This window comes from Vibrio sp. CB1-14 (assembly GCF_040412085.2).
Lineage (GTDB): Bacteria > Pseudomonadota > Gammaproteobacteria > Enterobacterales > Vibrionaceae > Vibrio > Vibrio chaetopteri.
The window spans coordinates 1,212,082-1,234,766 of record NZ_CP115920.1 but is presented as its reverse complement, the minus strand read 5'-3'; the positions used below and the strand labels follow the sequence as shown (position 1 = coordinate 1,234,766).

19 protein-coding genes, 1 other RNA gene and 2 pseudogenes are annotated in these 22,685 nt (G+C 42.6%); 5 read left to right on the top strand and 17 right to left on the bottom strand.

Going from position 1 to position 22,685, the window contains the following annotated elements:
* Positions 1–401: 401 nt before the first annotated feature.
* On the bottom strand, positions 402–2,630 hold the full coding sequence (locus PG915_RS05630) for an AAA family ATPase (protein ID WP_353498228.1): 2,229 nt from the start codon (positions 2,628–2,630) through the stop codon (positions 402–404).
* A 505-nt stretch (positions 2,631–3,135) separates the two neighbouring features.
* On the opposite strand from PG915_RS05630, the gene PG915_RS05625 reads away from it, so the two are divergent.
* Positions 3,136–3,522 carry a hypothetical protein gene (locus PG915_RS05625; protein ID WP_353498227.1) on the top strand — a complete coding sequence of 129 codons (387 nt, stop codon included), beginning with the start codon at positions 3,136–3,138 and terminating at the stop codon, positions 3,520–3,522.
* Positions 3,523–3,875: 353 nt separating this feature from the next.
* Here PG915_RS05625 and PG915_RS05620 read toward each other — a convergent pair whose 3' ends face one another.
* The 5 genes and pseudogenes from PG915_RS05620 to PG915_RS05600 all read right to left on the bottom strand — a co-directional run bounded on the left by PG915_RS05620 (position 3,876) and on the right by PG915_RS05600 (position 10,171).
* Positions 3,876–4,175, bottom strand: a complete 300-nt coding sequence (locus tag PG915_RS05620; protein WP_353498226.1) for a hypothetical protein — start codon at positions 4,173–4,175, stop codon at positions 3,876–3,878.
* Positions 4,176–5,215: 1,040 nt separating this feature from the next.
* Positions 5,216–5,818, bottom strand: coding sequence for a type I-F CRISPR-associated endoribonuclease Cas6/Csy4 (gene cas6f / locus PG915_RS05615; protein ID WP_353498225.1), 603 nt, complete (start codon positions 5,816–5,818; stop codon positions 5,216–5,218).
* 8 nt (positions 5,819–5,826) lie between these two features.
* A pseudogene (csy3, locus tag PG915_RS05610) lies at positions 5,827–6,863 on the bottom strand (type I-F CRISPR-associated protein Csy3).
* Between the two features lie 6 nt (positions 6,864–6,869).
* Positions 6,870–8,957, bottom strand: a complete 2,088-nt coding sequence (locus PG915_RS05605; protein ID WP_353498224.1) for a type I-F CRISPR-associated protein Csy2 — start codon at positions 8,955–8,957, stop codon at positions 6,870–6,872.
* Between the two features lie 2 nt (positions 8,958–8,959).
* Positions 8,960–10,171 carry a TniQ family protein gene (locus PG915_RS05600; RefSeq protein WP_353498223.1) on the bottom strand — a complete coding sequence of 404 codons (1,212 nt, stop codon included), beginning with the start codon at positions 10,169–10,171 and terminating at the stop codon, positions 8,960–8,962.
* Between the two features lie 444 nt (positions 10,172–10,615).
* Between PG915_RS05600 and PG915_RS05595 the strand changes: the two genes are divergently transcribed.
* The gene (locus tag PG915_RS05595; protein ID WP_353498222.1) at positions 10,616–10,897 is read left to right on the top strand and encodes a hypothetical protein; all 282 of its coding nucleotides are present in this window, start codon (positions 10,616–10,618) and stop codon (positions 10,895–10,897) included.
* 40 nt (positions 10,898–10,937) lie between these two features.
* On the opposite strand, the gene PG915_RS05590 is transcribed toward PG915_RS05595, so the two are convergent.
* The 5 genes and pseudogenes from PG915_RS05590 to PG915_RS05570 all read right to left on the bottom strand — a co-directional run bounded on the left by PG915_RS05590 (position 10,938) and on the right by PG915_RS05570 (position 15,314).
* On the bottom strand, positions 10,938–11,150 hold the full coding sequence (locus PG915_RS05590; RefSeq protein ID WP_353498221.1) for a hypothetical protein: 213 nt from the start codon (positions 11,148–11,150) through the stop codon (positions 10,938–10,940).
* Positions 11,151–11,332: 182 nt separating this feature from the next.
* Positions 11,333–13,372 carry an ATP-binding protein gene (locus PG915_RS05585; protein ID WP_353498220.1) on the bottom strand — a complete coding sequence of 680 codons (2,040 nt, stop codon included), beginning with the start codon at positions 13,370–13,372 and terminating at the stop codon, positions 11,333–11,335.
* The gene (locus PG915_RS05580) at positions 13,369–14,787 is read right to left on the bottom strand and encodes an SIR2 family protein (protein WP_353498219.1); all 1,419 of its coding nucleotides are present in this window, start codon (positions 14,785–14,787) and stop codon (positions 13,369–13,371) included. Before PG915_RS05580 ends, PG915_RS05585 begins: the two co-directional genes overlap by 4 nt.
* Before the next feature lie 93 nt (positions 14,788–14,880).
* A pseudogene (locus PG915_RS05575) lies at positions 14,881–15,138 on the bottom strand (tyrosine-type recombinase/integrase); the annotation flags it as partial.
* Positions 15,093–15,314, bottom strand: coding sequence for a hypothetical protein (locus tag PG915_RS05570; protein ID WP_353498748.1), 222 nt, complete (start codon positions 15,312–15,314; stop codon positions 15,093–15,095). The gene PG915_RS05570 and the pseudogene PG915_RS05575, both read right to left, overlap by 46 nt.
* 383 nt (positions 15,315–15,697) lie before the next feature.
* Here PG915_RS05570 and PG915_RS05565 point away from each other — a divergent pair, with 383 nt between their 5' ends.
* Positions 15,698–16,006: a helix-turn-helix domain-containing protein gene (locus PG915_RS05565; protein WP_252011408.1), complete on the top strand. Its 309-nt coding sequence runs from the start codon at positions 15,698–15,700 to the stop codon at positions 16,004–16,006.
* A 19-nt stretch (positions 16,007–16,025) separates the two neighbouring features.
* Here the strand turns inward: PG915_RS05565 and PG915_RS05560 are convergent, their stop codons facing one another.
* The 5 genes from PG915_RS05560 to PG915_RS05540 form a co-directional block, all read right to left on the bottom strand.
* The gene (locus tag PG915_RS05560) at positions 16,026–17,009 is read right to left on the bottom strand and encodes a TniB family NTP-binding protein (RefSeq protein WP_367357779.1); all 984 of its coding nucleotides are present in this window, start codon (positions 17,007–17,009) and stop codon (positions 16,026–16,028) included.
* 2 nt (positions 17,010–17,011) lie between these two features.
* Positions 17,012–18,928: an integrase catalytic domain-containing protein gene (locus PG915_RS05555; RefSeq protein WP_353498217.1), complete on the bottom strand. Its 1,917-nt coding sequence runs from the start codon at positions 18,926–18,928 to the stop codon at positions 17,012–17,014.
* A gap of 1 nt (position 18,929) precedes the next feature.
* Positions 18,930–19,556, bottom strand: a complete 627-nt coding sequence (locus PG915_RS05550; RefSeq protein ID WP_353498216.1) for a TnsA endonuclease N-terminal domain-containing protein — start codon at positions 19,554–19,556, stop codon at positions 18,930–18,932.
* A gap of 122 nt (positions 19,557–19,678) precedes the next feature.
* An RNA gene (ffs, locus tag PG915_RS05545) (signal recognition particle sRNA small type) lies at positions 19,679–19,775 on the bottom strand.
* 217 nt (positions 19,776–19,992) lie between these two features.
* On the bottom strand, positions 19,993–20,733 hold the full coding sequence (locus PG915_RS05540; RefSeq protein WP_353498215.1) for a hypothetical protein: 741 nt from the start codon (positions 20,731–20,733) through the stop codon (positions 19,993–19,995).
* 51 nt (positions 20,734–20,784) lie between these two features.
* On the opposite strand from PG915_RS05540, the gene PG915_RS05535 reads away from it, so the two are divergent.
* The gene (locus PG915_RS05535) at positions 20,785–21,087 is read left to right on the top strand and encodes an MGMT family protein (RefSeq protein WP_353498214.1); all 303 of its coding nucleotides are present in this window, start codon (positions 20,785–20,787) and stop codon (positions 21,085–21,087) included.
* Between the two features lie 19 nt (positions 21,088–21,106).
* Here the strand turns inward: PG915_RS05535 and PG915_RS05530 are convergent, their stop codons facing one another.
* Positions 21,107–21,580 carry a YbaY family lipoprotein gene (locus tag PG915_RS05530; protein ID WP_353498213.1) on the bottom strand — a complete coding sequence of 158 codons (474 nt, stop codon included), beginning with the start codon at positions 21,578–21,580 and terminating at the stop codon, positions 21,107–21,109.
* Positions 21,581–21,802: 222 nt separating this feature from the next.
* Between PG915_RS05530 and tesB the strand changes: the two genes are divergently transcribed.
* Positions 21,803–22,663 carry an acyl-CoA thioesterase II gene (gene tesB / locus PG915_RS05525; protein WP_353498212.1) on the top strand — a complete coding sequence of 287 codons (861 nt, stop codon included), beginning with the start codon at positions 21,803–21,805 and terminating at the stop codon, positions 22,661–22,663.
* Positions 22,664–22,685: the final 22 nt, after the last annotated feature.

The following is a 22,685-nucleotide window of genomic DNA, read 5'->3' as shown; positions in this document are numbered from 1 at the left end:
GGTATTCTGTCTTTAGCTTTTAACTTACTTTTCAGTGTGTCAGGTAGTCGATCCTTGTACTTGCATGACTCTTCATCCTATTCCCCCTTGTAAAACACTGCACTGTAGTGGATGAGGAAATTTGGCCACATAATTATATGAAAAAAAGTAGGTCAAACTGCGCTTTGGTGCAGTGTATATTGAATCAGTTGAAACACGTAATGGGGCAGATCTGCGTTACGATGATCTACCCCGTCAGCACGCAGTTGGGCAAAAATGAGCCAGCCAGGTATGGGCTGACTCGAAAATGGACAGAATGTCAGCACCATCTCTAATTTAACATTCAATGAATTAATTCAAGTATGGCAAAAGTCGCTTAACTAAGTGTTCAGTATTACTGGAGTAGAACCTTAATTAATTCACTATATTTCTAAATATTTATCGCATTCTATCCTGACATACTCAGGTATGAGGTCGAACTCACTGGGATCAAGCTGACAGATGTACTCATTCTCAATATGGTAAGTCTCATTAATAAATTTACGTATGACAGAGTTTTTAACATCCATATTAAACAGCCTAAATACTTGCAGCTTTTCATAACCGTTGCCACATCCTTCATAAATTTCTTTTAAAGCAACTTGATTTTTCAAACGTTCCAATGTCGCAGCATAGTCAAAATCGGTGATTCTACTTGCAATAGTTGAGCAGCCTAAATCAAACTTCTCTTCATCCATTTCAGGATACTCTTCACCAACGATAGATTCCCTTTTATCAACAGGAACTTCTCTTAGATGGAACAAGTTCGAAAGCACTTGATAAGCATCTTCTTTGTCATCCAAGATTTCATAATTTCTTCGAAGATAAATGAGCTTGAGGATTACATCACACTCTTTATCTATTACTCCACTACAGATCTGAGAAAAAGTCTTGATATCAGCCTTTGTTATTGACTGCTCGTATAATTCCCCTTGAGTAAACTTTAAGAAAGATGCCCTCACTGTATTATTAAACTGATCAGAAACAGCTTTGACGGTATCAATAATTGGCTCAACATCATGCGTTAGCATCAGGACTGTGTCACCTTGTAAGCACTCTTTTGACTTCCTACGGAACAACATCTCTAATATTGCGTACTTCTTATTTTTATCAAAAGATGAAATGGGGTCATCCAATACAATTAAGTCTGGCTTTTTAGCTAAACATTCATACATAAATAAGACGATTGCAAAGGCATTCCTTTCACCAAAGCTTAGGTGTTGATCACCTCCACTAACAAAATCATTGTAATCTATATGTCGAAGCTTTAACTGCGATTGGTCATCCTCACCAGAAATTTCGACTGCATACTTATACCCAGCGTAAGACAAGAAGTTGTTTATATCTGTTTGATGCTTACTAATGAGCTTTTGCATTCCTGCCCGCTGCATACTGATTTTACCTTGAAGCTTGCCCGCCTGTTTACTGACGTCATCAATTGAATCATTAATTGAGACAATTGCTGCTTGCGTCTTTTCTGAGTCGATAATGGCGAAAAATTGCAAATCCAACTTGTAACTAATTAACTTTTCATTAACTTTTTCACCTTGTTTGAAATCGAACCCATTGAGTTTTTTAAGTAGTTCAAGCTTCTCAAGGAGGTTATCAATTTGGTTTTTTATATCACTTAAGAATTGTTCGTGTTCCTTACCTAAACCATTGGGTAGAGAGGTTATTACCGTTAGCTTTTCTTTAGTATCATCTGAAAGATAATCTCCTAGCTTTTCTATGACAGCGATTATGCCAACAAGGTTTTTGATGACTGTTTTATCATATTCCTTCCCAACTTTTTCTATCTGCTCTTTTTTTTCCTGCGTGTCACTAGAGCAAAACGGGCAACAATTTGATATCTCAGAAAACTCTTTTTGTCCCTTGGTCTGCCAATCTATCCAGTTTACGTTGCTAGAACTTCTAATAAACGGCTGATATACCTCTAAACCAGCAGGAATATGTTCAATTTTATTTCCTGAAGACAAGCCTTTCATACCAGTCGAGGCCTTTGAAATTCCTTTTTTTGTAAGCTTGAAAGCGGCTCCTAACTCCTTCAGGTTTGCAATTAACGTGTCTAACTCAACGTTATCCAAGAACAACGTCTTGATATTATTAACAATTTCTTCAATCTCTTTCTCAGTCTCAACATATGCTTCATTGCGAATAAATATATCGAAGCTATTACTCAAGAGTTCATCTGACTGGAATGTAAACTGACTAACATAATCTTCGTTAAAACACATTACCGTGTTCAACTCTTCTGTAACTGTCACCTGAGGCTTTAGCTCATCTGGATTATCAGTTCTTAGTTTAAAGGGCATCAGCTCAGAAAGCTTGTCTTCATCATTATTAGAGATTAAAGCTTTGGCTATAGTGCTCTTGCCTGTGCCGTTCGGGGCAAATTTTATGTTCAGTTTGCCTTTTTCAATTTCTAAGCTGGCACTGTCAATGTTATTGCAGTTAGTTATGTCTATTAGCATATTAAATCCCATACAAAGCTCAGTATCTAAGCTCGCCACAATAGCAGCAAGTTGCATAAAGTGCGATTCTATGGGGGATATCCTGACAAAACTGTGCTTTTTCTCCAATATCCCAAACTTTTTTGCATTTAAGTCAGCCATTTGCTGCGTTACGTACTATTAGGAAAATTAGGGCTATTTACTGATAAGGAAGATTGCAAGATTGTTGTGGAAACTCGAAATGGGGCAAAACTGATTTAGAGCTTCCTGTAAGGCATGGTCACATCGAGTAAACGATAGTGACAGATTACGTTTAGACCCATTTATCTAAAGTGATTGGCATTAAATAGACTTCTGGGGCTTTTACCTTCCTAATCAACCCTAACCCCATTTCGTCTCATTAGGTATTCATAAGTTTCGTTTCGTAAGCAAATTTAAGGCCTCGAAAAGCAAAGCTCAACTCCTTTGTATGTTGCCTTTTTGGAGCTTTTTAGCTCAGCGTGGAATGAAAGTGGCATTTATGACAACTAAATAAGTAATTTAACATAATGGGCATAATAAACACCAAGTAACCCCTCCCTACTCTAAACTTTAACACCATTCTCCATAGCGAATCTAGGAACGTTACTGTATATTTATACAGCCATGTTATCTCGGAGATAGAACTATGGAGCAATACATTTTGGCAGCAAAAGCGAAGGCACTAGGTGTCACTGTTGAACGGATATATCAGGTGTTGGAAGAGGATGGGAGCCAATACGAGCCATCATCAATTATATCTGGCTCGGAAATCCCGGCACTGAGGAAAAATGGAGAACGAGAGTTCTACAGGTTCTGTGGCTATGTAAATCGTTCCGATATCGACATATCCCATTGCACCCTAGTGAAGCTCATCGGCATTGTGGCCTATTTTAATTCGCACAATCAATGGACAGAGTTCGGTAGCGACACATATATCGTGGGCATCTATCAGCATGGAACCTACAGGATTGTGCTATCGGACGATGCTCCAATCGTCCACAATCTTTCTAAAAACGGCGACTCTCAGATTTGAGGGCGCATTACGCCCAAAATGTGTCTACACAAAAACGGCGATTCATAGCCTTGTTGGGGCCGTTACGCCCATTTTGTGTATACACGAAAACGGCGATTCGAAGTTTGAGGTGGATAATGAATACAAAAAAACTCTCGGTGCATGAGTACAAGGATCTTTTTGATGCCCTGAATAGGGTTGCGGTCAACTATCCAGATAGTGTCGCAAAACTCAGGCATTTTACGTCCCAACCTATTGAAACGGAATCATAAATCCTCGAACGGGCAGAGATGATGGGTCTCATCATGGATATGGCCAGTGACCATGATGACATTATTTTAATATTCGCTCATGTTATCGGGGAGCATATTGAATTATTTGAACGTGAGATGAATCGATAACGTAATGCCAAATGGCTGTGGTGTAAAGTGTTCGGTTGACTCGAACGAATCTAGTATTAGCACTCGCGCCATGTCATCACGGCATGTCTCCATAGTCGCCTCCAACCAGCCCTCATAGGGAGCACACATAGCACAAACCACAGTTGCCCCACTTAACTCACTGGGTAGAATCGCCCTTAACCTGACATCACCTGTTAGCATTATGGCTGCCTCTAATGAGCTACCTGCCTCTACTATTTCGTCGTTAGACCAATCACTAACGCAAAATAACATTCATACCCCCTGTGTTTTGGAAGGAGCAGCCTACTAGTGAATTAATTGGGTTGTAGGGGCTACTAACTCTTTTGCGACTCAGGGCACAAACAATCATACATTATTGACAATGAACCGCACCCACTACGTTATAGTCACTATCATATAGTGGGTTGGTTAAGTTGTTGTTTTATAGGCTGTATCTATAAATGCGTATTGATATTTTGTTGATACAGACAAGTGGGTAAATATTGACTTATTGCGTGGAGAATCTGCTCAATGGTGGTTGGGATGGTGTGAAACACGTTTCGAGGCAAAAGCGTGCCAGTGACTTTAACAGACGACTTTATGGAGCCATTGTTCTTCATTGTCCACTGTTGTCCACGCATGGACAATGATGGACAATGGCGGACAACAGTGAACCATGTGGTTTACTCAATTGCGCATTTTCATACCTAAGGTGTGAGTTTATGCACTCTAGTGAACTATCAGCGTACGATTCGTAGTATGTTTCAGGGAGTAGGCCTGAGCAGGCAAATCCGTTTATCCAAAAAAGGCTAATTTGGTAAAACCCATCTTTTGTTCATTCAGGTATTAGCAAAACTAAATCATGCGGCAAATCGCAGGAGAACGAGTTCGACAAGTGTAAACTCATAATGTGGCATAAATGCGTCAGCACATTGGCCAAAGAACATCCACATTCACTGTTCGGTCAGCAACACTCAATACGCCTCACTCTTCATGGAATTGCGCCACTACCTAACAAAAAACCATCGAGCCGAAACTCAATGGTTTTGATTATCTACTGCTTGTTCAGCAGGTAGGTTGCTTTCTTCCTGACCTATTCTTAGCTGCCTATGCGGCAGATCACAATGAGGCGCGTTCGGCGTCAATTGAACATCCTTTCTTAGCTGCCTATGCGGCAGATCACTGTAAACTTTAGACCATAACCGCCTGATAGTCCTATATTTACGTCACAGAAATCCAAAAATACCCTTTTTTACACCACCTTTGTAACTCTCTGTTTTCATTAGAGATAAAATACTTGTCTTAAAAAAGGGTCAAAAGTGAATATCAGGTACGGTTCCTCGTTTATCTTGGTTGGTGGCGAAGCCATAACTGTTAAAACTAGCACGGACGCGCTCGCCAACATGTTCTTTTTGAACATGTAAAATGAAGTCCTGCATAGATGAGCCACTAGAAATTGGAATTCGATGAAAATGTTCAACCTCGCGCTCTTCATCTGCTTCGGGTAATGGCTCAGCACCTGTTTGTTCTGCTCTAATCATACTGCGTTTCATTCTTCGCTTTTTAGAGCCAATGAAGCTTTTACCTATCGTCTGGTTTCTGACAAACCTCACTTCAGCAGCTCCTTCTGGAGCCTCGCTAACAGCTGATAGTTCAAATAGCTCTTCTTCTTTCATAACAGAAAAGTAAGGTTGAAAAGACAATCCAATCAAAAGCTCTTTATCTTCGGAAACAAAAGCAATGGTATGACCGATGGAATCGACTCTCCAGCTCGGGAAATTCACTCCTATTTGGTTCATGGCCTGTTTATTATTGACCATAAACTTGTGCATTTGACTGATACACCGCCCTGCAAGTAGGCCACAGTCTGCCTCTGATGGAAGGTAGCGTATATAGAAGTAATACCGTTGCTTCATACTCGTCCTCACTTAGCCTTACTACTTGAACCATTGAATAGACCTCCCTTGACCAATACGGACATAATGAAGTGAACCTCATTAGAAATAACTTGGGTTTCGTTCATTTTTTGGTCCAAGCCTCCGTGTCTTTGATCAAATGATAGAAGTCATTTTCTAACGCAACATGCCTTCTCGCAATCACATACTCTCGATCAGCACCATACTCATTCACCCGTAGAGGTTTGTCTGCATCTTCATGCCACCAATCATCGATTGATTGCAGTGCAGCACCAATTTTCTGTCCGTGAAACGCAACGGTTTCTTTACCATTTTGCAGTTCTATCGTTGCTAATTTTTTAGTCGGCACCCCATCTTCTTTGCTGTCTAGAAATTCTTGGCTCGGGTATATTTCATCTCCCCATCCAACAGACAGTTTGGCTCGAATATCCATGTAGAAATACTCAGAACGCTCTGACAACGCACGAGTCAGATAAGCCGTCAACAGCTCAAGGCTTTGCGCAGATGGTTCATCCCATTTACCATACCAAGAGAGCCTAGTGACATCCTCCACCACTATGTTTCCTTTGTCGCTCGTCGTCACCTCAATAGACAAACCTCGACATTCTTTATTTCGCCACAGCCATTTACCTGACAAAATATTTTTGGCGTAACGGTGCGCCAGCTCTTGGTAGCCATTAAGCTCTTTATAGGTAGCGGCCAGCGACAGCAACGCATCGCGAACACCATTGTCATTGCAAACCTCAGGGCTTAGGGAATTGGCTCGAATACGAAGAGAAAAAGCGCAATAAATATCATCTACCCCGGGTGTAACGTAGCACTCTTCAATATACTGGGGGTTAGCGTAAGCTAAATCTTGAGGTGCCACGTTTCTAGGAGAGAAATTACTGCCTTTGTACGCTTCAGCATATCCTCCTTTTGGTGCTCGTAATCGTGTTCTATCAACACCAATAGGACACATCTCATCATTCTTTGATAAGTAGTAAAAATACGCCTTCCCTGAGGACAGAGAACGAACATAATTAAGCTGGCTACACAAATCCATAAGCATCTAATTCCTATAGTTTTTTATAAGAATAGTTTCGCCACTGGATTCTATCGACCAAAACGCTCGCTCAAAATAGTGACCTTGCCCACTAAATCGAACTTCAATCGGATTTACTCGCTTCGCAATCCCTAACGCATTCTCAGCATAGGCATGATGTTCCATTATAGAGTTCGCACGGACTGCCGGTTTCTCTAACAAATGATAACCAAGGGAAGCAGGGATGTTATCGCTATCATCGACAATCATTTCCTCAAGTTCATCAAAGTTAATCGGTTGCTGCTCAATAGGGTACAGCCAACGCCCGTAAGCCGGATTGCCCTTGATAATATGAAACAGTTCAGATTGGCTGCTAAACGTTGTCAACCAATTAACTTCAGCTGAAATCTGCGGCTGAAATAAATATCCTCCCGCAAATGCCGTTGGTAACGTTGCTTTTAACTCAGATACGTAGTCCGACAATCGCTCGCTACCATGGACTCGAATCACCATATCTATCTCTAAATCGACTAACCTCTCACTGCGAATCGTTGAGCGTTTGGCGTTAGAAACCGTTCGTTTGGTTGCCACTGAGTTCGGCTCGGTCAGTTTTGCAGTAGACCGTATACCTTCACTTCGAACGAAAAATGAGAAGCTTGAAAACTCAAACGATGAGTCGCTTCCAATCAACCGATTAAACTCTCTTTGATAGTGGTGCATGAAGCCCCAAATGGCCGTAAGTGATGGTGCGCCACACAAATATGGGCAGCTCATCGCCACGGCATCTTGAACTCGCATGGAAGAAAGATAAATGTATTGCTCGCTTTGGACCATCTCATTACTAGTGCTTGGTTTGCTCAATTGGCTAAGTACCCACACTATCTGAGCTTTAACAACTTGTAGCAGCCTTGGGTGGTAGGCGAACTTATGAGTAAATTTATTCTCCTGAAACGCATAGTGAAGCCGATGGTTGAATTGCGTTGCGAGTGATTTCAGCTCTACTTCTGGCAGCGTCAAAAAATCATAGGCTAAAGGATCGTCATGTTTTAAAAGGCGTTCGCTTGGGGTTAAATCGGCTCGGTCTCGCAGTTCAATCAATGGCAGCATCCATAGCGCTATCTGCTTTCTTAGGATCTTGCTTTGAACGTTACGCGCTTTGTCTCTTTGCTTTTTGGTTTTAAGGGGTTCGGCGCCAATCATCCTATTGAGCACCTGACAAATCTGATAATTCGTCACCTGATAGTCATCAAGGTAACGCCCACTTTTGCTGCGGCTTGCTGCCAACGTAGCTTGCTGTGTTGGTTTAATCTCAAGCGGATAGTTCATCACTTTCATAAAGCCGCCAAGGCTCCCACACAAGCTACCAATACTGGCAGAATTAGGCAGTGATGACGTCACAAAACTAAGCTTACGGTTTTTATCACGAGCCCGAACTTCTAACTCTCGCTGTATTGAATTATTCACGACTGGCGTGATAGAAACATAATCATCACCGCACGGAAATCGCATTTGCTTACTATACGGACTGACTGATGTTGGAAAGGTTGAATCTGGAACTTGTGCGTTAATCGCCTTTTGCAAAGCGACGAGCGATTTGACCTCTAATCCAAATTCTTGCAACAACGCCAACCAAATCGGCTGTCCTTCTCGCACCAACGTGAGAACATTGGTTGATTTGGATTGCCAACGAAAAGGATTCAATAACCACAATACATGTCGGTAGTATGCTGAGTTGTGTGCCCAGCCTAAACTCGGTTCAAGACTTCTTCCCGAAATAAACACTTCTTCCGTTGGAAGCGGTTTTGCGATGAGCCTTTGCTCTCTTACGCGGCAGTCCGGAAACTTCAGATTATGCGAGTGAAGCCATTTCAATTCAGCCAGTGATGACTCTATGTTATCCGAGTCGTTTAAATGCTGCTTCGCACGGACTTTATCTAACCAATCATTGCATTTATCACCTTTTTGATGAGAGCTTAAGTTAACTAGTACCGTTAACGCCGCTTCCTCAAACCCATCAACTTCCACATCTGCGGTGTACGGCATAAACCATTTTTTCATTGCCGCTTGTTTTACCGCAACATCTTCGATTACCAGCAAATCTGCTAGTTTAGTCATGCTTACCACTCCGGTAGATAAACGCTAAGCCCATCGGTTTCCGAGCACATTCGAGTTAACTTTGTTTCTACAATGCTTCTTAGAGAGAAGGCGGACTCATGGCTGGCTATTTTGGTGTGCATACGCGGCCTGATAGCCGCCTTGATTTCACCGAACTCATACAACCGATACACCTCATCCGTTGTGCAAGAAAGCAATGTAGATGCCTCTAAAGGGCTTAATAGCACATCTGCAATGTTTCCCTTCGATGACACAGGATTGTCCGCAACAAGCTTAGAAAGGTGATTGAGCACTTCCGTCAAAACTACATTTTTACCTAACTCTCGGCTTGGTAGATGACGACAACCCTTCAGTACACTACCGAACGCTTCTGAGAAAAAAACGTTACTCCAGTCTTTAATTCTAATAACATCCGCTTTTTCAACCAACGCATCGAGCTCTTGTTCAAGACCAGTAGGCCAAGCCGAGCAATAATCAACAAATGAGTCAAAGCTAATATCATCTGTGTCACCGTACCGATTTAAATACCAAAGTAGAATACCGAATCGCTCTGATATGGTCATTGCTTTGCTCATCAAACCTGCTTCTAAGCTATTCTCTCCACTTAGCCACTTTGCCGTCATTAATTCCGCGTTCGGTGCTGCTTTAACCTCGCTTTCTAGCAGGTCGAAACCACACTCACATTGTGTAATGCTCTCGGTATTTTGATATTCGAGTAACGATTTGCACTCAGGACAGCGATCAATCAATTCACATTGGTGCTTTTCACAAGCTTTAATAGGAACGAAGTGCCAAATTTGTCGAATGTAAGGTGCTTCAGCCAAGCAACGTGGACAAATCGGCGTAAAACGTTTTCGAAGAAAACAGAAAGGGTAATCGATTCCAAAACGGTGAACAGCTTTATAATCAGGAGAGAACCCAGATTTAGAGTGGTTTAACGCAAGCCTAAGAATGCCATAATTATTAAGCTGAAGTCGCTTTTCAAGTTGGATAAGCACTCTAACCCGCATTTGACTTGTGGTTTGAGCGTGATAGATATTTACGCGATTGAGGTCTAGTGGGAAAGCACCGGGGATGGCTTCATTTGAGTTTAGCGTCTCATGCCAAATATCTTCTGCGAAGTGAGAGTAACTCTCATAACCTTGATGCTGACTCAAGCGCAACAGAGAGCTTTCAAGCGATTCATCAGGGTAAAGCTCAATGTTCGTATCCATACACCACCACTAAAACTTAGAATATCTAAGTTTTAGTGTTAGATTCCTTGGCACAAAAAGCAAATTAAAGTCTGCAAATCTGTTAACCTGATCTGGTGCGTCACACTAAGCTGTAACAATCTTCATGACTATCATAATCTGGTTGCTAAATGCTATTGACACACAAGCTTAGCTTGCTTTTATCTATAAGAGTACAATGTTGGCTGGAACCTTTAACACGACATCGCCCTATTATCAGCTTCGACAATCAAACTCACATTTTCAATGAATCGTGATTTCCCCAAATTTAACTCATGTGACGTTGGTAATATCTATGCATTAGTAGTGAGCATTTAGAAATAAATGCTAGGTCGCTTCGGGACAAAAGCAATTTTCGATTCTCTCTTCATTTGTTACGGGACGATGGTAAGATGAATTTGAACTTTGAGTGTGAGGTAAAAATCGATGAATCATAAGAACCAAATTGACCGCTTGATGAGTGATATGAATGATGTAGTTGTTTCTTTTATCGAACTACATTCATCGTCTTTTCAAGATGGTTGGATTCCAATCACTTTTATCAAAGACAATCTAGATCTAAACAAGGATAGCTACCCTCAGGGCAGTAAAACACAAGGCAAACGTGGTTGGTTTTTTGCTGTTTTAGCTCGTTCATTGGAAGATCAAGGTCGGATTGAATATAAAAATGATGGGAAAAACTCATTCTGTCGACTTGCTCGAAAGTAATCTAATGCAGAACAACATGGGAATCCCTTCCCTTGAGAGTCTAATCTAAATTGTTATCTTTATTGGGGTCTGGGTTTGATACTGGGGTTTTTACCCCATTGATTTTTCTAATGTGGTAGTTAGCGTAATTTCCACCTTCTATCTTCTTAACAAACTGGTTTCTCGTCATATCTTCACCAGTGTAATTATCATGAAAGTTAGTGTTACGACCTGAGCTGGATTCTTGTGTTACTTTTACGCGCTTTCTTCCCATAATGTCACCTCTGGATGTTAAGTGCAAAGTTGCACATTTATTATACCAGTGGTTATGCATGCAGTACAAATATCAAACAACAACTCGAATTGTTCGTCTCTGTGGGACAAAAGCGCCTTAGAGTAGTTAACCTTTTAAATTTATTATAAGGGTACATCTTTAGCGCTAAGTGAGAGGTATGATTAGTCTCGGTTTTGCCATTCTTCTGCAATGAGCTGCCAGTTTACCTCACGAGGTTCCGCTGTTGAATTAGACCATACGTTCCAGAAATCAGGATCATCAGACTGTGGCCTTTGCTCTTCAGTCAGTTCTTTCATTCGAACTAGAACGGGTAACTCCGAAGCCCATCCTAGTAAAATTGCATGGCGTGATGGCAACGAAGGAAGCTCCCTTAATAAGCCCCTCATGTTATCGGGAACAAGTCTATGGACTTGTTCTTGGTCTCTATCATTGCTGATTCTGTGCAATAGAAAAGTATTGCATTGAGATAAAACCGTCGGGGATAGTTCAGAAGGTCGCTGGGATGATACTACTAGCCCTAAGCCAAATTTACGCCCTTCACGAGCGATTTTTTCAAATACTTTGCAGCACACATCGGAGACAGATTGGCTCTCACTTTCTTCCTTATAGCGTTTGATGAATGTATGGGCTTCTTCTGCAACCATTACTGTTGGAAGTGGTTTTCCATTCATTTTCCGGTAACGTTGAAGGGCTTCAAATGTTACTCTAGAGATAACTGCTGTTACGAGGTGAATAATTTCATTTGGAACGAGAGAGAGATCGATCACGGTTATTGCACCATGCGTGTCTTTCCCAAGAAAAGTGTCTAACCAGTTTGTTAGGCTAATAGGTTGATCCGAATCTTTAGTGACAGCACTAATTCGAGTATCACCTAACATTGTACGAATTCGAGTTAAAAGAAATTCTACGAACTGCTCTGTTCCTGTTTCTTGTGCTAAAGCTTCTAGGTATGCGACAAAGTCATCCCCTTCAAAACGAACGGGTGTATCTTCACTTTTAGGAAGTAGTTCTTGTTCATCACCACCAAGAGCGACATGAGATTCTTTTAAATCAGCGATCAACCTGTCTGTATCACTGACTTCTGGCTTAGCAGGCCACTGTATTCCTCTTCTAGAGGACAGAAAAGTGTTTATAGTGCTTAGTAAGCTGTTGAAAGGTTGGCTGGCAATTTTCTCGTTTAACGTGGACAGACTACTTTCCCATGACATCAAGCTCTCAACCAAGCCCTTGGCATGACCGCCACTTACATATATCTGACCTTGACTTGCTAGTTGCCTCATAGCAACGAGAAGTATCCCGCAAAAGTGTTTTGCTTGAATTGTTATGTCATCTGCAGACAAAACATCATTTCTCATGGCTCTCAAAGCACGACGTAGTAAAGGGAGCTGCACTTTTGAACTTGCTTGAGTGAAAGCTCCCCATTCGGAGCTGTTCCATAGCCATGAAGGTACTTTTAAATCTAGTTCTCCTGCCTCAGAGTTAGCCTCAACGCGTAGTAAATGTCCTTTATATTTTGATAGTGGGCCAAATGCTCGATTGTATTCACCATTAGGATCCAAAATTATAAATCGCGCATTCGGAGTCTGCTCCTGTCGTAATACAGCGTCTAACGACCATTGGATCAACCCGGCAACAGAGCACGATTTCCCACTTCCGGTGTTACCCAAAACAGCTACGTGTCGCCCAAAAAGTCTGTCGGGATCAATTTTAATTTCTGCATTATTGGCTAAAGGACTATCACCTATCTTAACTCTTCTATTCTCACCTGATTCGATTATCGATCTTAATTGTTGGTCAGTTGGCAGGAGGACTGAATCACCAACAGAGGGAAATGCATCAGTGCCTCTAGAAAACTTGAATCCATCACTTTTTCTATCGATTCTCAATGTGCCCACAGGATTGATACTCAGCTTTTTGAGTGGGAAAGGTAGATCGATCAAGCCAAAATCTTGCAAGCCTTTTCTTTTAGGATAAGGCGAATGTTCGACCGCAATCCATTCAACTTGTCCAACAAGAAATCCCTCATCGCTGCTTATCAGGACATAGCTGTTTATTCTCGGGAAATTGCGAGGAGAACCTCCTTGGAGAGACACAGAATCTGGGGAGTCTATTTCTAAGGATACTCTAATTTCGCTCGGTGATACAAAACCAACAGTTCCGATTCGTAGCTGCTCTAATCTTTCAATTGGTAGGTAACTCATAGTGTTACCTCAGGGGTAGTTGTATTATTTGAGGATTCTGACTGGACGAAACCTCTCTGTTTTAGAAGCTCAGCCATCTTTATTGATGCTTTATCTATGGCTGGTTTGGGTAGATAGTTGTCAACTAAAGTTTTGAGGTCTCCTAAGTGATCGCCCATCAGTAACGTGATTTGCGCTTTTCTTCCACTTTTTCTGATGAAACTCATAATTCTTCCAAGTGGGTCACCGAAAGCGATAATTACTAGGTGGGTAGATGGAACTGTTAGCATATCCTCAATTACGCGGTTTATGTGCTCATCACCAAAGCTATAGCCATACGTGACCAACGTGCTGTTTGGACGACTAGTTGCGGCTGCTAAATCTCTAAATAGCTCAACATAGGGGTACTCTGCGGTTTCTCTGTCTTTGACTGAATTAGGGTATATCATTAGTTGTTCATAGCTACTGCTTTCGTGACCTTCAGCTTCTAGAAACGGCTCAACAGAGCGTGCTCCAAAAGGTAGACCAAAACGCCTTATCGCACCCTCTTGCTCGTGCCAGTCAAGAGACCCATGAAGCTTAGTAAAACGGGCTACACCCTCTAAATATCTTGGTTCCCCACGTATTCCCGGAGGGTTATAGTGATAATCAACTTCTAACCTTGATGATCTAAAAACGGGAGCGATACTTCCAACAAAACGATCTATGAGTCTTAAACCAGCAAGTTCAGCACCAACTTCGATAATTCGATCGTAATTCGTTGTGAAAATATGCAACCTATCGCGTGTGGCGGTTCTACTCGCAAAGCTCATTAAGAAGCTCACAAGATAATTGAAAGTTTCTTCTTTCCGTTCTGGTTCAGCACTTTTAATTAAGTATTCTCCGGTACTGACAGATTTTGAGAACTCACCTAGGCATCGAGACAACTCCCCCTTAATCGAATCTAAATCAGCTTTTAGGTCTCTATAGGCTGCAAATGGAGCTGGAGGGTTTACAGGTTGCGGGGTATTCAATACCGTCAGAATCTCAAGTCCTTTGATAAGTTCATTAATAGCTCTAATTTGATCTTCTATATTTCCCTGTGCGCGCCCAGCCGCAGTGGCAGCGTTTGTAGCGGATCTATTTATTTCGCTTTGACAGACAGTTAGATCACTGATCCATCCCATTCCTGCGGGTGGTGCACCCGTAGCCGACATTTGAATAGACGTACTTAAACCTGCACCGATCAATAGATTTAAATGTTCGGATTGGAAAAGAGCAGTTAACCAAGGCTCGATATTTTGGCGTAATTTCTCTATTGATACTTCAGAGCCCTGTTCTCCCCATGTGCTATTCGTTGATAGGGTAAAAGGATGAAAGTCACTTTCCTGATTGGGGTTTGGTGTTAGCTCAATAATATCGGGAACACTGCCAACTTTAATGTGCTGAATAGTCATAAATATACTTCTTATACTTGTGTGAAAGATTTAGCGTTGGGGGACACAAACGACGACCATTTTGTTTACAACTTAAGCCATTGGCCTTGACTCTTACGTCTCACAACTCTCCGAAATCCTCAGCGCATCTTCAATCTCAACACCAAGGTATTCAATCGTGCTTTCTAACTTAGCATGACCAAGAAGTAACTGGATAGCACGTAAGCTCTTGGTTTTGGAGTAGATCAAAGAAGCTTTAGTTCGTCGCAATGAGTGCGTCCCGTATTGCGTTTTGTCTAAGCCGATATCGGTCACCCATTTGTTTACTAATGTGGTTTAGTAGTGATAGGAGATGGGCTGCCCCCCATCTCTTTAATACCAAGTGCGACGATGAAAGATGGAGAGAAACATAGAACAAGGTCAATTTTGTCCTCTCGAATTAGGCACTTCGTCAGTTCAGCTGCCATCGCCGTTTTACCGCCACCGAGCGTCACTTGACAAAAAGTACCTTGTTGAAGTCTTATACTTTTCGATTGCAGCGACAACATCCCCTTCCTGCCATAACCTCAACATGAGAGTGAGTCTTCTGTTTTGGACACCAATAGAGCCTTAGATAAGGCAATAATCTTGCCCAACAACGTAGCGGAATACTCCTTACTTTCAGTAAACATGGTCAGAAACATATCTTTTTTCTTCAGAAATCGTTCCATCAAAGATTGATACTCTTCGACGTCACTGAGCACAATAGCAAGCACACCTTCTTACTTGCTTTTCTCCTTTTTAATCATGAGGTTAAACATGTAGACATTGATTTTTTGGGGCTGTGTCATTTGATCATTCATACGCATCAAAACTTAGGATTGCTAAGTATACAAAAATCAGTAAAACTTAGACAATCTAAGTTATCGAAAAGTTGATAAGAAATGTCTAAGTGCAAAAAGACAACCCAATCCCAGCGAGGCTCAAAGCTGCGCGTAAAAAAGCCAAGATCACCCAAAAAGATTTAGGGGTGAAAATTGGTATGGAACCAAGCTCTGCTAGCGGGCGAATGAACCATTATGAGAAAGGTAGGCACGTGCCAGACATTGGTACGCTTGAACGCATGGCTGAAGAGTTAGATGTGCCGCTGAATTACTTTTTCTGTAGGAATGAGTTGAGTGCTGAGTTGGCGTGTGCGATTGATAAGCTGAGTGATGAAGAGAAGGCGACCCTATTAGAAAAACTGACACAACCTAGTTAACTCTAAGCAAGATGGCTCACTAACCAACAAGTTGCTGTATCGATAATTTGCTAAACACCTGCTTTACAAAACAAAGTTCACCAGTCTCGGCATCGGTGACATAATTTTCATAAGAAGCTATTTGCTCAATAGTTAGAGCATCTATCTGCACAGTGAAAGGATTTGTATCATTGGGATCGTTAATTTTCTCGTAAACAGCAGCAAAGTCCTCCTCGTCAATACAGTCCTTCTTTTTCTCCAAAGCGACCTCTAGTGCGGCTGCAATTAACTCTTTAATCTCACCAAGTACACCTTTGCTTGCCGATAACAATCTCATTGCGAAATCAACGTCTGTCAACGGCACCTTGAATCTTAAAGGCACTGCCTTTTCGAGAGCATCTAAAACATCTAAATAATTGTCAATTGCAGGCTCATCTGTGATCTTAATGTAAGGGAGTGTGCGTCGAACCATAATTCGCCTATTCCACTGAGAGTCTTCTAAAATTAGTCCAGCACTATGAAGTCCTACAAACACAATCGGCAAATGACACTCATCACTAATCATTTTGAGACGGTCTCTAATATCCTGCCTCTGGTTATGACTGGTTCGTTCAAACAACTCTTGGCACTCCTCAATCACTAATAATTTAAGCCCAACTCTTTTCGATGTTTCAATCACACAATCCGTTAACCCGATCTCTGAAGGCTTAGCTCTGCTATTTCTATAAGCTCCAAGTTCTTTGGCCATCCATAGTAAAGTCTCAAGTAACGTGGGTCTTACACGAGTAATAAGAACTTCATTCCTTGATAAGTTTTTCTCGATAAAATGATTAATTGTGGCTGTCTTTCCTGCACCGGTGCCAGCTGTCAGAAGCATTGATGGCGCAAAAGTGCCAAACTTCCTGCGTCTCATTATCCACTCGAGTCCAGAGAGGACTTTTTCAACCTCTGGGTAAATTGAAAAAGAGTCATGATAGTTTGCTAAAACTTCATCCCGCTCCAAATTCCTTCTCACTGTGGTCACAACTATTCCCTCCGGTTTTTGCGCTCGTTCCATTTAGACCTAAAGTTCTCTAGCGGAATTGTTTGAGAATTGGTTTCCTGCTCTGAGATACCAAAGCTTGATTTTGACGCTCTATCACTCAGCTTGGAGTGAGGGGTATCGCTGTTAACACTGGATATCTCTGCAACTTTCTTAGTCGATTTCACTTTTCGCTTGCGTTCAGAATGCGTTAACTGCATTAAGTCTGCTTGTTCTGACTCAATTCGGTCATGCAGAGCTAGTCGAGCTTTTGCTAATGACAGTACATCCATTTCGCCTTTTATATAGGTTCTATGAGCCGCCAAAATCTTTTCATGCTCGCAAACGCTCAATCTAACGGTGTAACCAATTGGATCCTTACTTGGAACCTTCACATATCCTTTAAGCTCCTCGAGGTATACGTAGATAGCGGATAAATCATCTGGGTCTACTTTTATTTTCTTTTTCAACGACTCTTTTGTTTGGGGGTACGTCTTCCTATAATCAGACAACGCTACACAGTCATAGTCTATATGCATGAACTTAATGCCTTTATCTGTCAGTTTTCGATACTGAAGAATCCCCATAACGACACTAAATGCTTGCTCCTGATCGGGTAAGAGTTTTAATGGTGGTAAAACGTCATAGCTTTTCTCCCAGTAAAGGTTTGGTATTCTTTTATGACGACTATCAGCATTAACATTGTGCACGTCTACTATCCAACGGTGAAACTCTTCTACGAAGGTACTAAAACGCATGACTGCATCTTTTTCTGGTTTGTAGTCTTCTTTTTCCAGCACGTTAGAGAATGTTTTACCCGGCACCCAGCCAACAATCCCTTGAACAATTTCACCAAATTTACGTTCAACAAATGGCTTTAACCATGGTTTGCGAACCTTGTTATAAACGACATTTATCCCAACCTCCAAGCATGCATCCTCCCAGCTTTTTGACCAAAACTCCGCACCGTTGTCGACCACCAAGTTCTCTATTTTCCCCTCGCAAAGCCATTCATTGTTGAATGAAATAGGCATTTCAGAAATGTAGCTCTTACTTTTTGTCGCATGAATAACGGCTCTGGATGCCGACACATAACTAGGAGCTTTAAAGCCTAGATGAAAGCCGATTATGCACCCACTAAAAACATCTACGAGCAGTGTCAAATGTGCTCTACCCAACGGCACCATGAGGTCATCATGCAATAGAATCAAATCCAAGGGGGTATGATCCATTTCGACTCGTTCCAAAATTCGAGTCGGCATATCCACAGATTGATAATAGTTATAGAGCTTATCTGCGTAGTATTTCCCATGCCGAGCGAGCGCGACGCTGTATGGCTCCTCTTTGCGAATACGTTTCTTAAACGCTTCATATGAGACTTTGGGTATTTTTCCGGCGACTATCTTATCGTTAGCTACTGTTATCCTGTCGCTGTAAAAGATGAATGCCGCTCTAATCGACTGTCGCCTTGCGTCTAAGAACATCTTCAGAGCTTCATCATAATATTTTTCATCGCCAATAACTCTGGCTTCTCGATTACCTTTAAGGTGGTTTTTATCGACCAAGCTAGTAAAACTTCCATTCGAGTCAACAAATGAATTGTGCCAACGTTGCAGTGATTTATAGCTAGGTTTCTTGGTAAGACGTGTTTTGGAGAAGTGTTTTTCAATTAGGGGGTTGAGGTTTTTAGGAGTCCAACCTCCGCTCAGTTCATTCGCAACTAAGGATAGCAATTTATACCTTTCGAGCGCTTTGCTCTTCTGCTCCTCAGGATATGAAGAGAGATCTCGCTCAATAATCTGTGTCGACTGTAATCTCGAGTATTTAAGACGTTCGGTCTGAGTTTCAGGCAAAAGCTCATGTTCTGTTTCAGAATCTTCGTTGTACTCTGGCTCGAACTCATCATGGAATCGACCAACCATTTCATCTCACCGAAACAGTTGTACTTTCACTCAACATAGCGATATCTAAATCAACACCGGCTTTTCCTACTGCAATCAGTTTTAAAACAGAAGCGAACACCCGACCGACGGACTCTCCAATTGAGACGGCTAGATCACTGATTTTCATTGTTTCCTGTGAAATCAGATACGAATGCACTTTGAATGCAAGCTCATCGCCTTCGATACATCCACTATACCGATGTACCAACTCTGAGTTTTTGAGAAAGTACCCATCTCTGATTTGCTTATCAGTCACCAAAACAAGACCAAATCCTCTTCGATTGGCAGCCTCTTTACGAGCAGCAAATTCTTGTTTAAACGTCTTAGATAACGTTTTCGAGTGTGGTTTGACTTCCACATACTTGAATGTACCGTCAACATAGGTAGCTAGGAAATCAGGAGTGTAAGGGCGCTTTTTCCCATGGAAGTCATAGTAGAAACCCTCTGGCTGAGATTCGTAGTGAACTACATCTGGATCATATTCGAAATGATAGCAGCAGTCTCTCTCCAGACTACCCTCACACATGACAGCATCTCGGTTTTTGAGACTCGAGAATTTGTAGATGTTCTTATTAGGCGATGGCTTGCGAAGATTACGAATATACATATGCGTCCCTTTTGTTGTAGCAAAACAACCAAAATAAGCTTAGGACACTTTAAGGGTTTTAAAAGGACAAGTTATGGTTTTATTGGGACAGGTTATGCTTTTAACAACAGCTAGATGGGTGGAAGCCCCAGCCACATCCCGGCACACAAGTCACTCGCTGCGGCTGCTTCCTTCCGGACCTGACCGAGTTCACGAGCTATTGTTGCGGGAGGACCAGGGCCTCCATAGATTTTGTTGCTGTTGCGCTGTGAAGGTTCACTGCTGCAAAGCGTGGGAGGATTATCTGGTATCGGGGCGATGATTGCAAGGGCTTGCGAGCAAAACTGTTTGCTTTATCTGTTAAGTGCTTACAGATTAAACAAAGCGCCCAACATTGCTTCGTTTGTGAAGCTGCTGAGCGCAGGTTATCCCCATCGATGTCCCTTGCTTAACACGATTATGTCCCTTGGTGCTCTTCATCAATGTTGATGATGTAGTCAGTCATCCACGCAGTGCCAAGCAGACACAGCCAAACAACGAAGACAGGTTTAGGAACATCAATCGTTGGAACCACAACTATCGCCGCGAAACCAACCGTTGGTAGCGTCCAGCAAAGTAGCTTATTCCACTTAAAGGTTTTTAGCCTGCCTAGGCTTTCCATTGATGCGAGCATACCCGTCATACATAGCGAGATTAATGCCGCATAAGGCAAACCCGCAGCCCACATGGGTAAGATTAGGAGCAGTGACCACCAGCTGTGTTCCGTTGAGCCCTTCCAGTTTCTCGCCGCGAACCAAGCAACAAAAACCGAGAACCCCTGTACAAGTGTCACCATCGGAGTTCCGCCTAGTTTGCCTGCTGACTGCGTCAGCATAATACCGACATTCAGAGTGAGGACGATAAGCCCAACAATACTGACTACCCAAACATTACTGCGCTTAGAGAACGCAACCATAAAGACCGGGAGTAATATCCACACCGCCACTGACATCGCAATAGATTGCAGTGGAAGCGTGAGGCCATAAACAATCATAGATGCGAGCAGCATTAGACCAGCGACACCGCCTTGAGGCAGTAACCATAGAGCAGGAATCATCACCGCAAGGACGGGGATATCCCCTTCAGTAACACCAATGGTTCTAGCACAAATCATCGCCAGCACACTTGTGATTACGAATTGAAACACCGAAAATACCATAGCTCCCCCCTCATACCTTTCCATGGCAAATAAATCTGGGACAGTTTCAGTATGGATCAATTCAAGGCGCAAATCTTTGCAGTAATTCACCAAATTCCATTTGGGAAAGTAGCAACTTACGGTCAGATTGCAAAAATGGCGGGCTATCCGGGCTACGCAAGGCATGTTGGCAAGGCGCTTGGTAGCTTGCCTGAAGGTAGCCGCTTACCTTGGTACCGTGTCATCAACGGCAAGGGAGAAATCTCTCTAAAGGGAGATTCGTTTTTGAGACAGAGATCGATATTAATGGAAGAAGGCGTGGAGTTTTCAGTGAAGGGGCGAGTGCGCTTAAAAGAATTTGGTTGGCAGCCCTAAGACTGCCAACGCATGTTCGTTATCTCACACCCACCAGCAACAAGTTCACTTGCTCAGTGCTATTCGCATCGGTAATAACCGGGTAAGAGGTGTCAGAGATGAAACGCAGCTTACCTTCCACTTCGATACGTGCGCTCACACTGTAGGTATGCTTTGGATTGATCTCTTGAGTGTCGTAGCTTAATTCAAAATCGAACGGCACTTGCGCACCATCCGTTGTGAAGGTTTGCTCACTGATCACTTTCGCCGCCACATCTTGTAGCGATACGTCTTGAAGTTTCACCGTTACAACAGCATCAGCCGGTAGCGCAATTCTTTCTCGGTAAGCGATGGTGCCTTTTACTGATGCCATTGTTTCTTGCTCTGAGACAGTAGTTTCTTGCTCCGCAGAGGTTGGTTTTTCGACTTCCGTTTGCGGGTTTGATTGAGGTGCAGTTTGGCAGCCAGCTAGGCCAAGGATAAGCGCCAATGCGCCAAATTTTATTAGTTTCATGAAACCTCACTTGATGGGGCGATTAACTCTGTTAGCGATAGTTTTATTAGAAACACATCGCTACGTTATGCAATAAAGATAACAGAATTCTACAGTTGCGACGCTCAAGCTCGGTCATTTTGCGGAAAAAACCACTCTATTCCTACAAACCTCCGTATCCCTTGACGAATCCATCAGTAAAATCCACACTTTGCCCATTACGTACAAGAAAAAGACCTATCTATGAGCAAACCATTAACTGAATTACTCGAACTGTTGCAATTGGAACAATTAGAGCAAGGGCTATTTCGAGGTCAAAGCCAGCACTTAGGCTTACCTCAAGTGTACGGCGGCCAAGTCATTGGTCAGGCACTGTCTGCTGCGCGCTATACAGTGGCAGAAGATCGCACCGTGCACTCATTCCACAGCTACTTTCTTTACCCGGGCGATCCGCTAAAACCGATTATCTACGATGTTGAGAATCTTCGAGATGGCCGCAGTTTTAGTACCCGTCGCGTAAAAGCGATTCAAAATGGTCGCCCTATTTTCTATCTTACGGCTAGCTATCACTGTGAGGCGCCAGGCTTTGAACACCAAAGCACAATGCCAGAAGTAGCAGGACCTGAGAACTTTGCCTCTGAATCAGAGCTGGCGATGCGCATTGCCGATTTCTTGCCAGAGCAAATCCGTGAAGTGTTCTGCAGCGAAGAAGCGATAGAAGTGCGTCCGGTACACGTTGTTAACCCGTTGAAACCTGAGAAGATTGAAGCCAAGCAATATCTTTGGATCCGTGCTAACGGTGAGGTTCCAAACAATGAGCTCATTCACCAGTATGTGCTCGGTTACGCTTCTGACTGGCGCTTCCTCACTACCGCTCTGCACCCTCACGGCGTCTCTATCTTCGCGCCTAAATTCCAGATGGCAACCATTGACCACTCCATGTGGTTCCACCGTCCAGTGAACACTAACGAGTGGTTGCTGTATGCCATTGATAGTCCTAACGCGAGCAATTCCCGTGGGTTAGTACGAGGCGAGATCTTTAACCAGAAAGGTGAACTGGTTGCCTCGACGATTCAAGAAGGTGTGCTTCGATTTAACGAGTAAAACGAAAACGCGCCTTATCAAA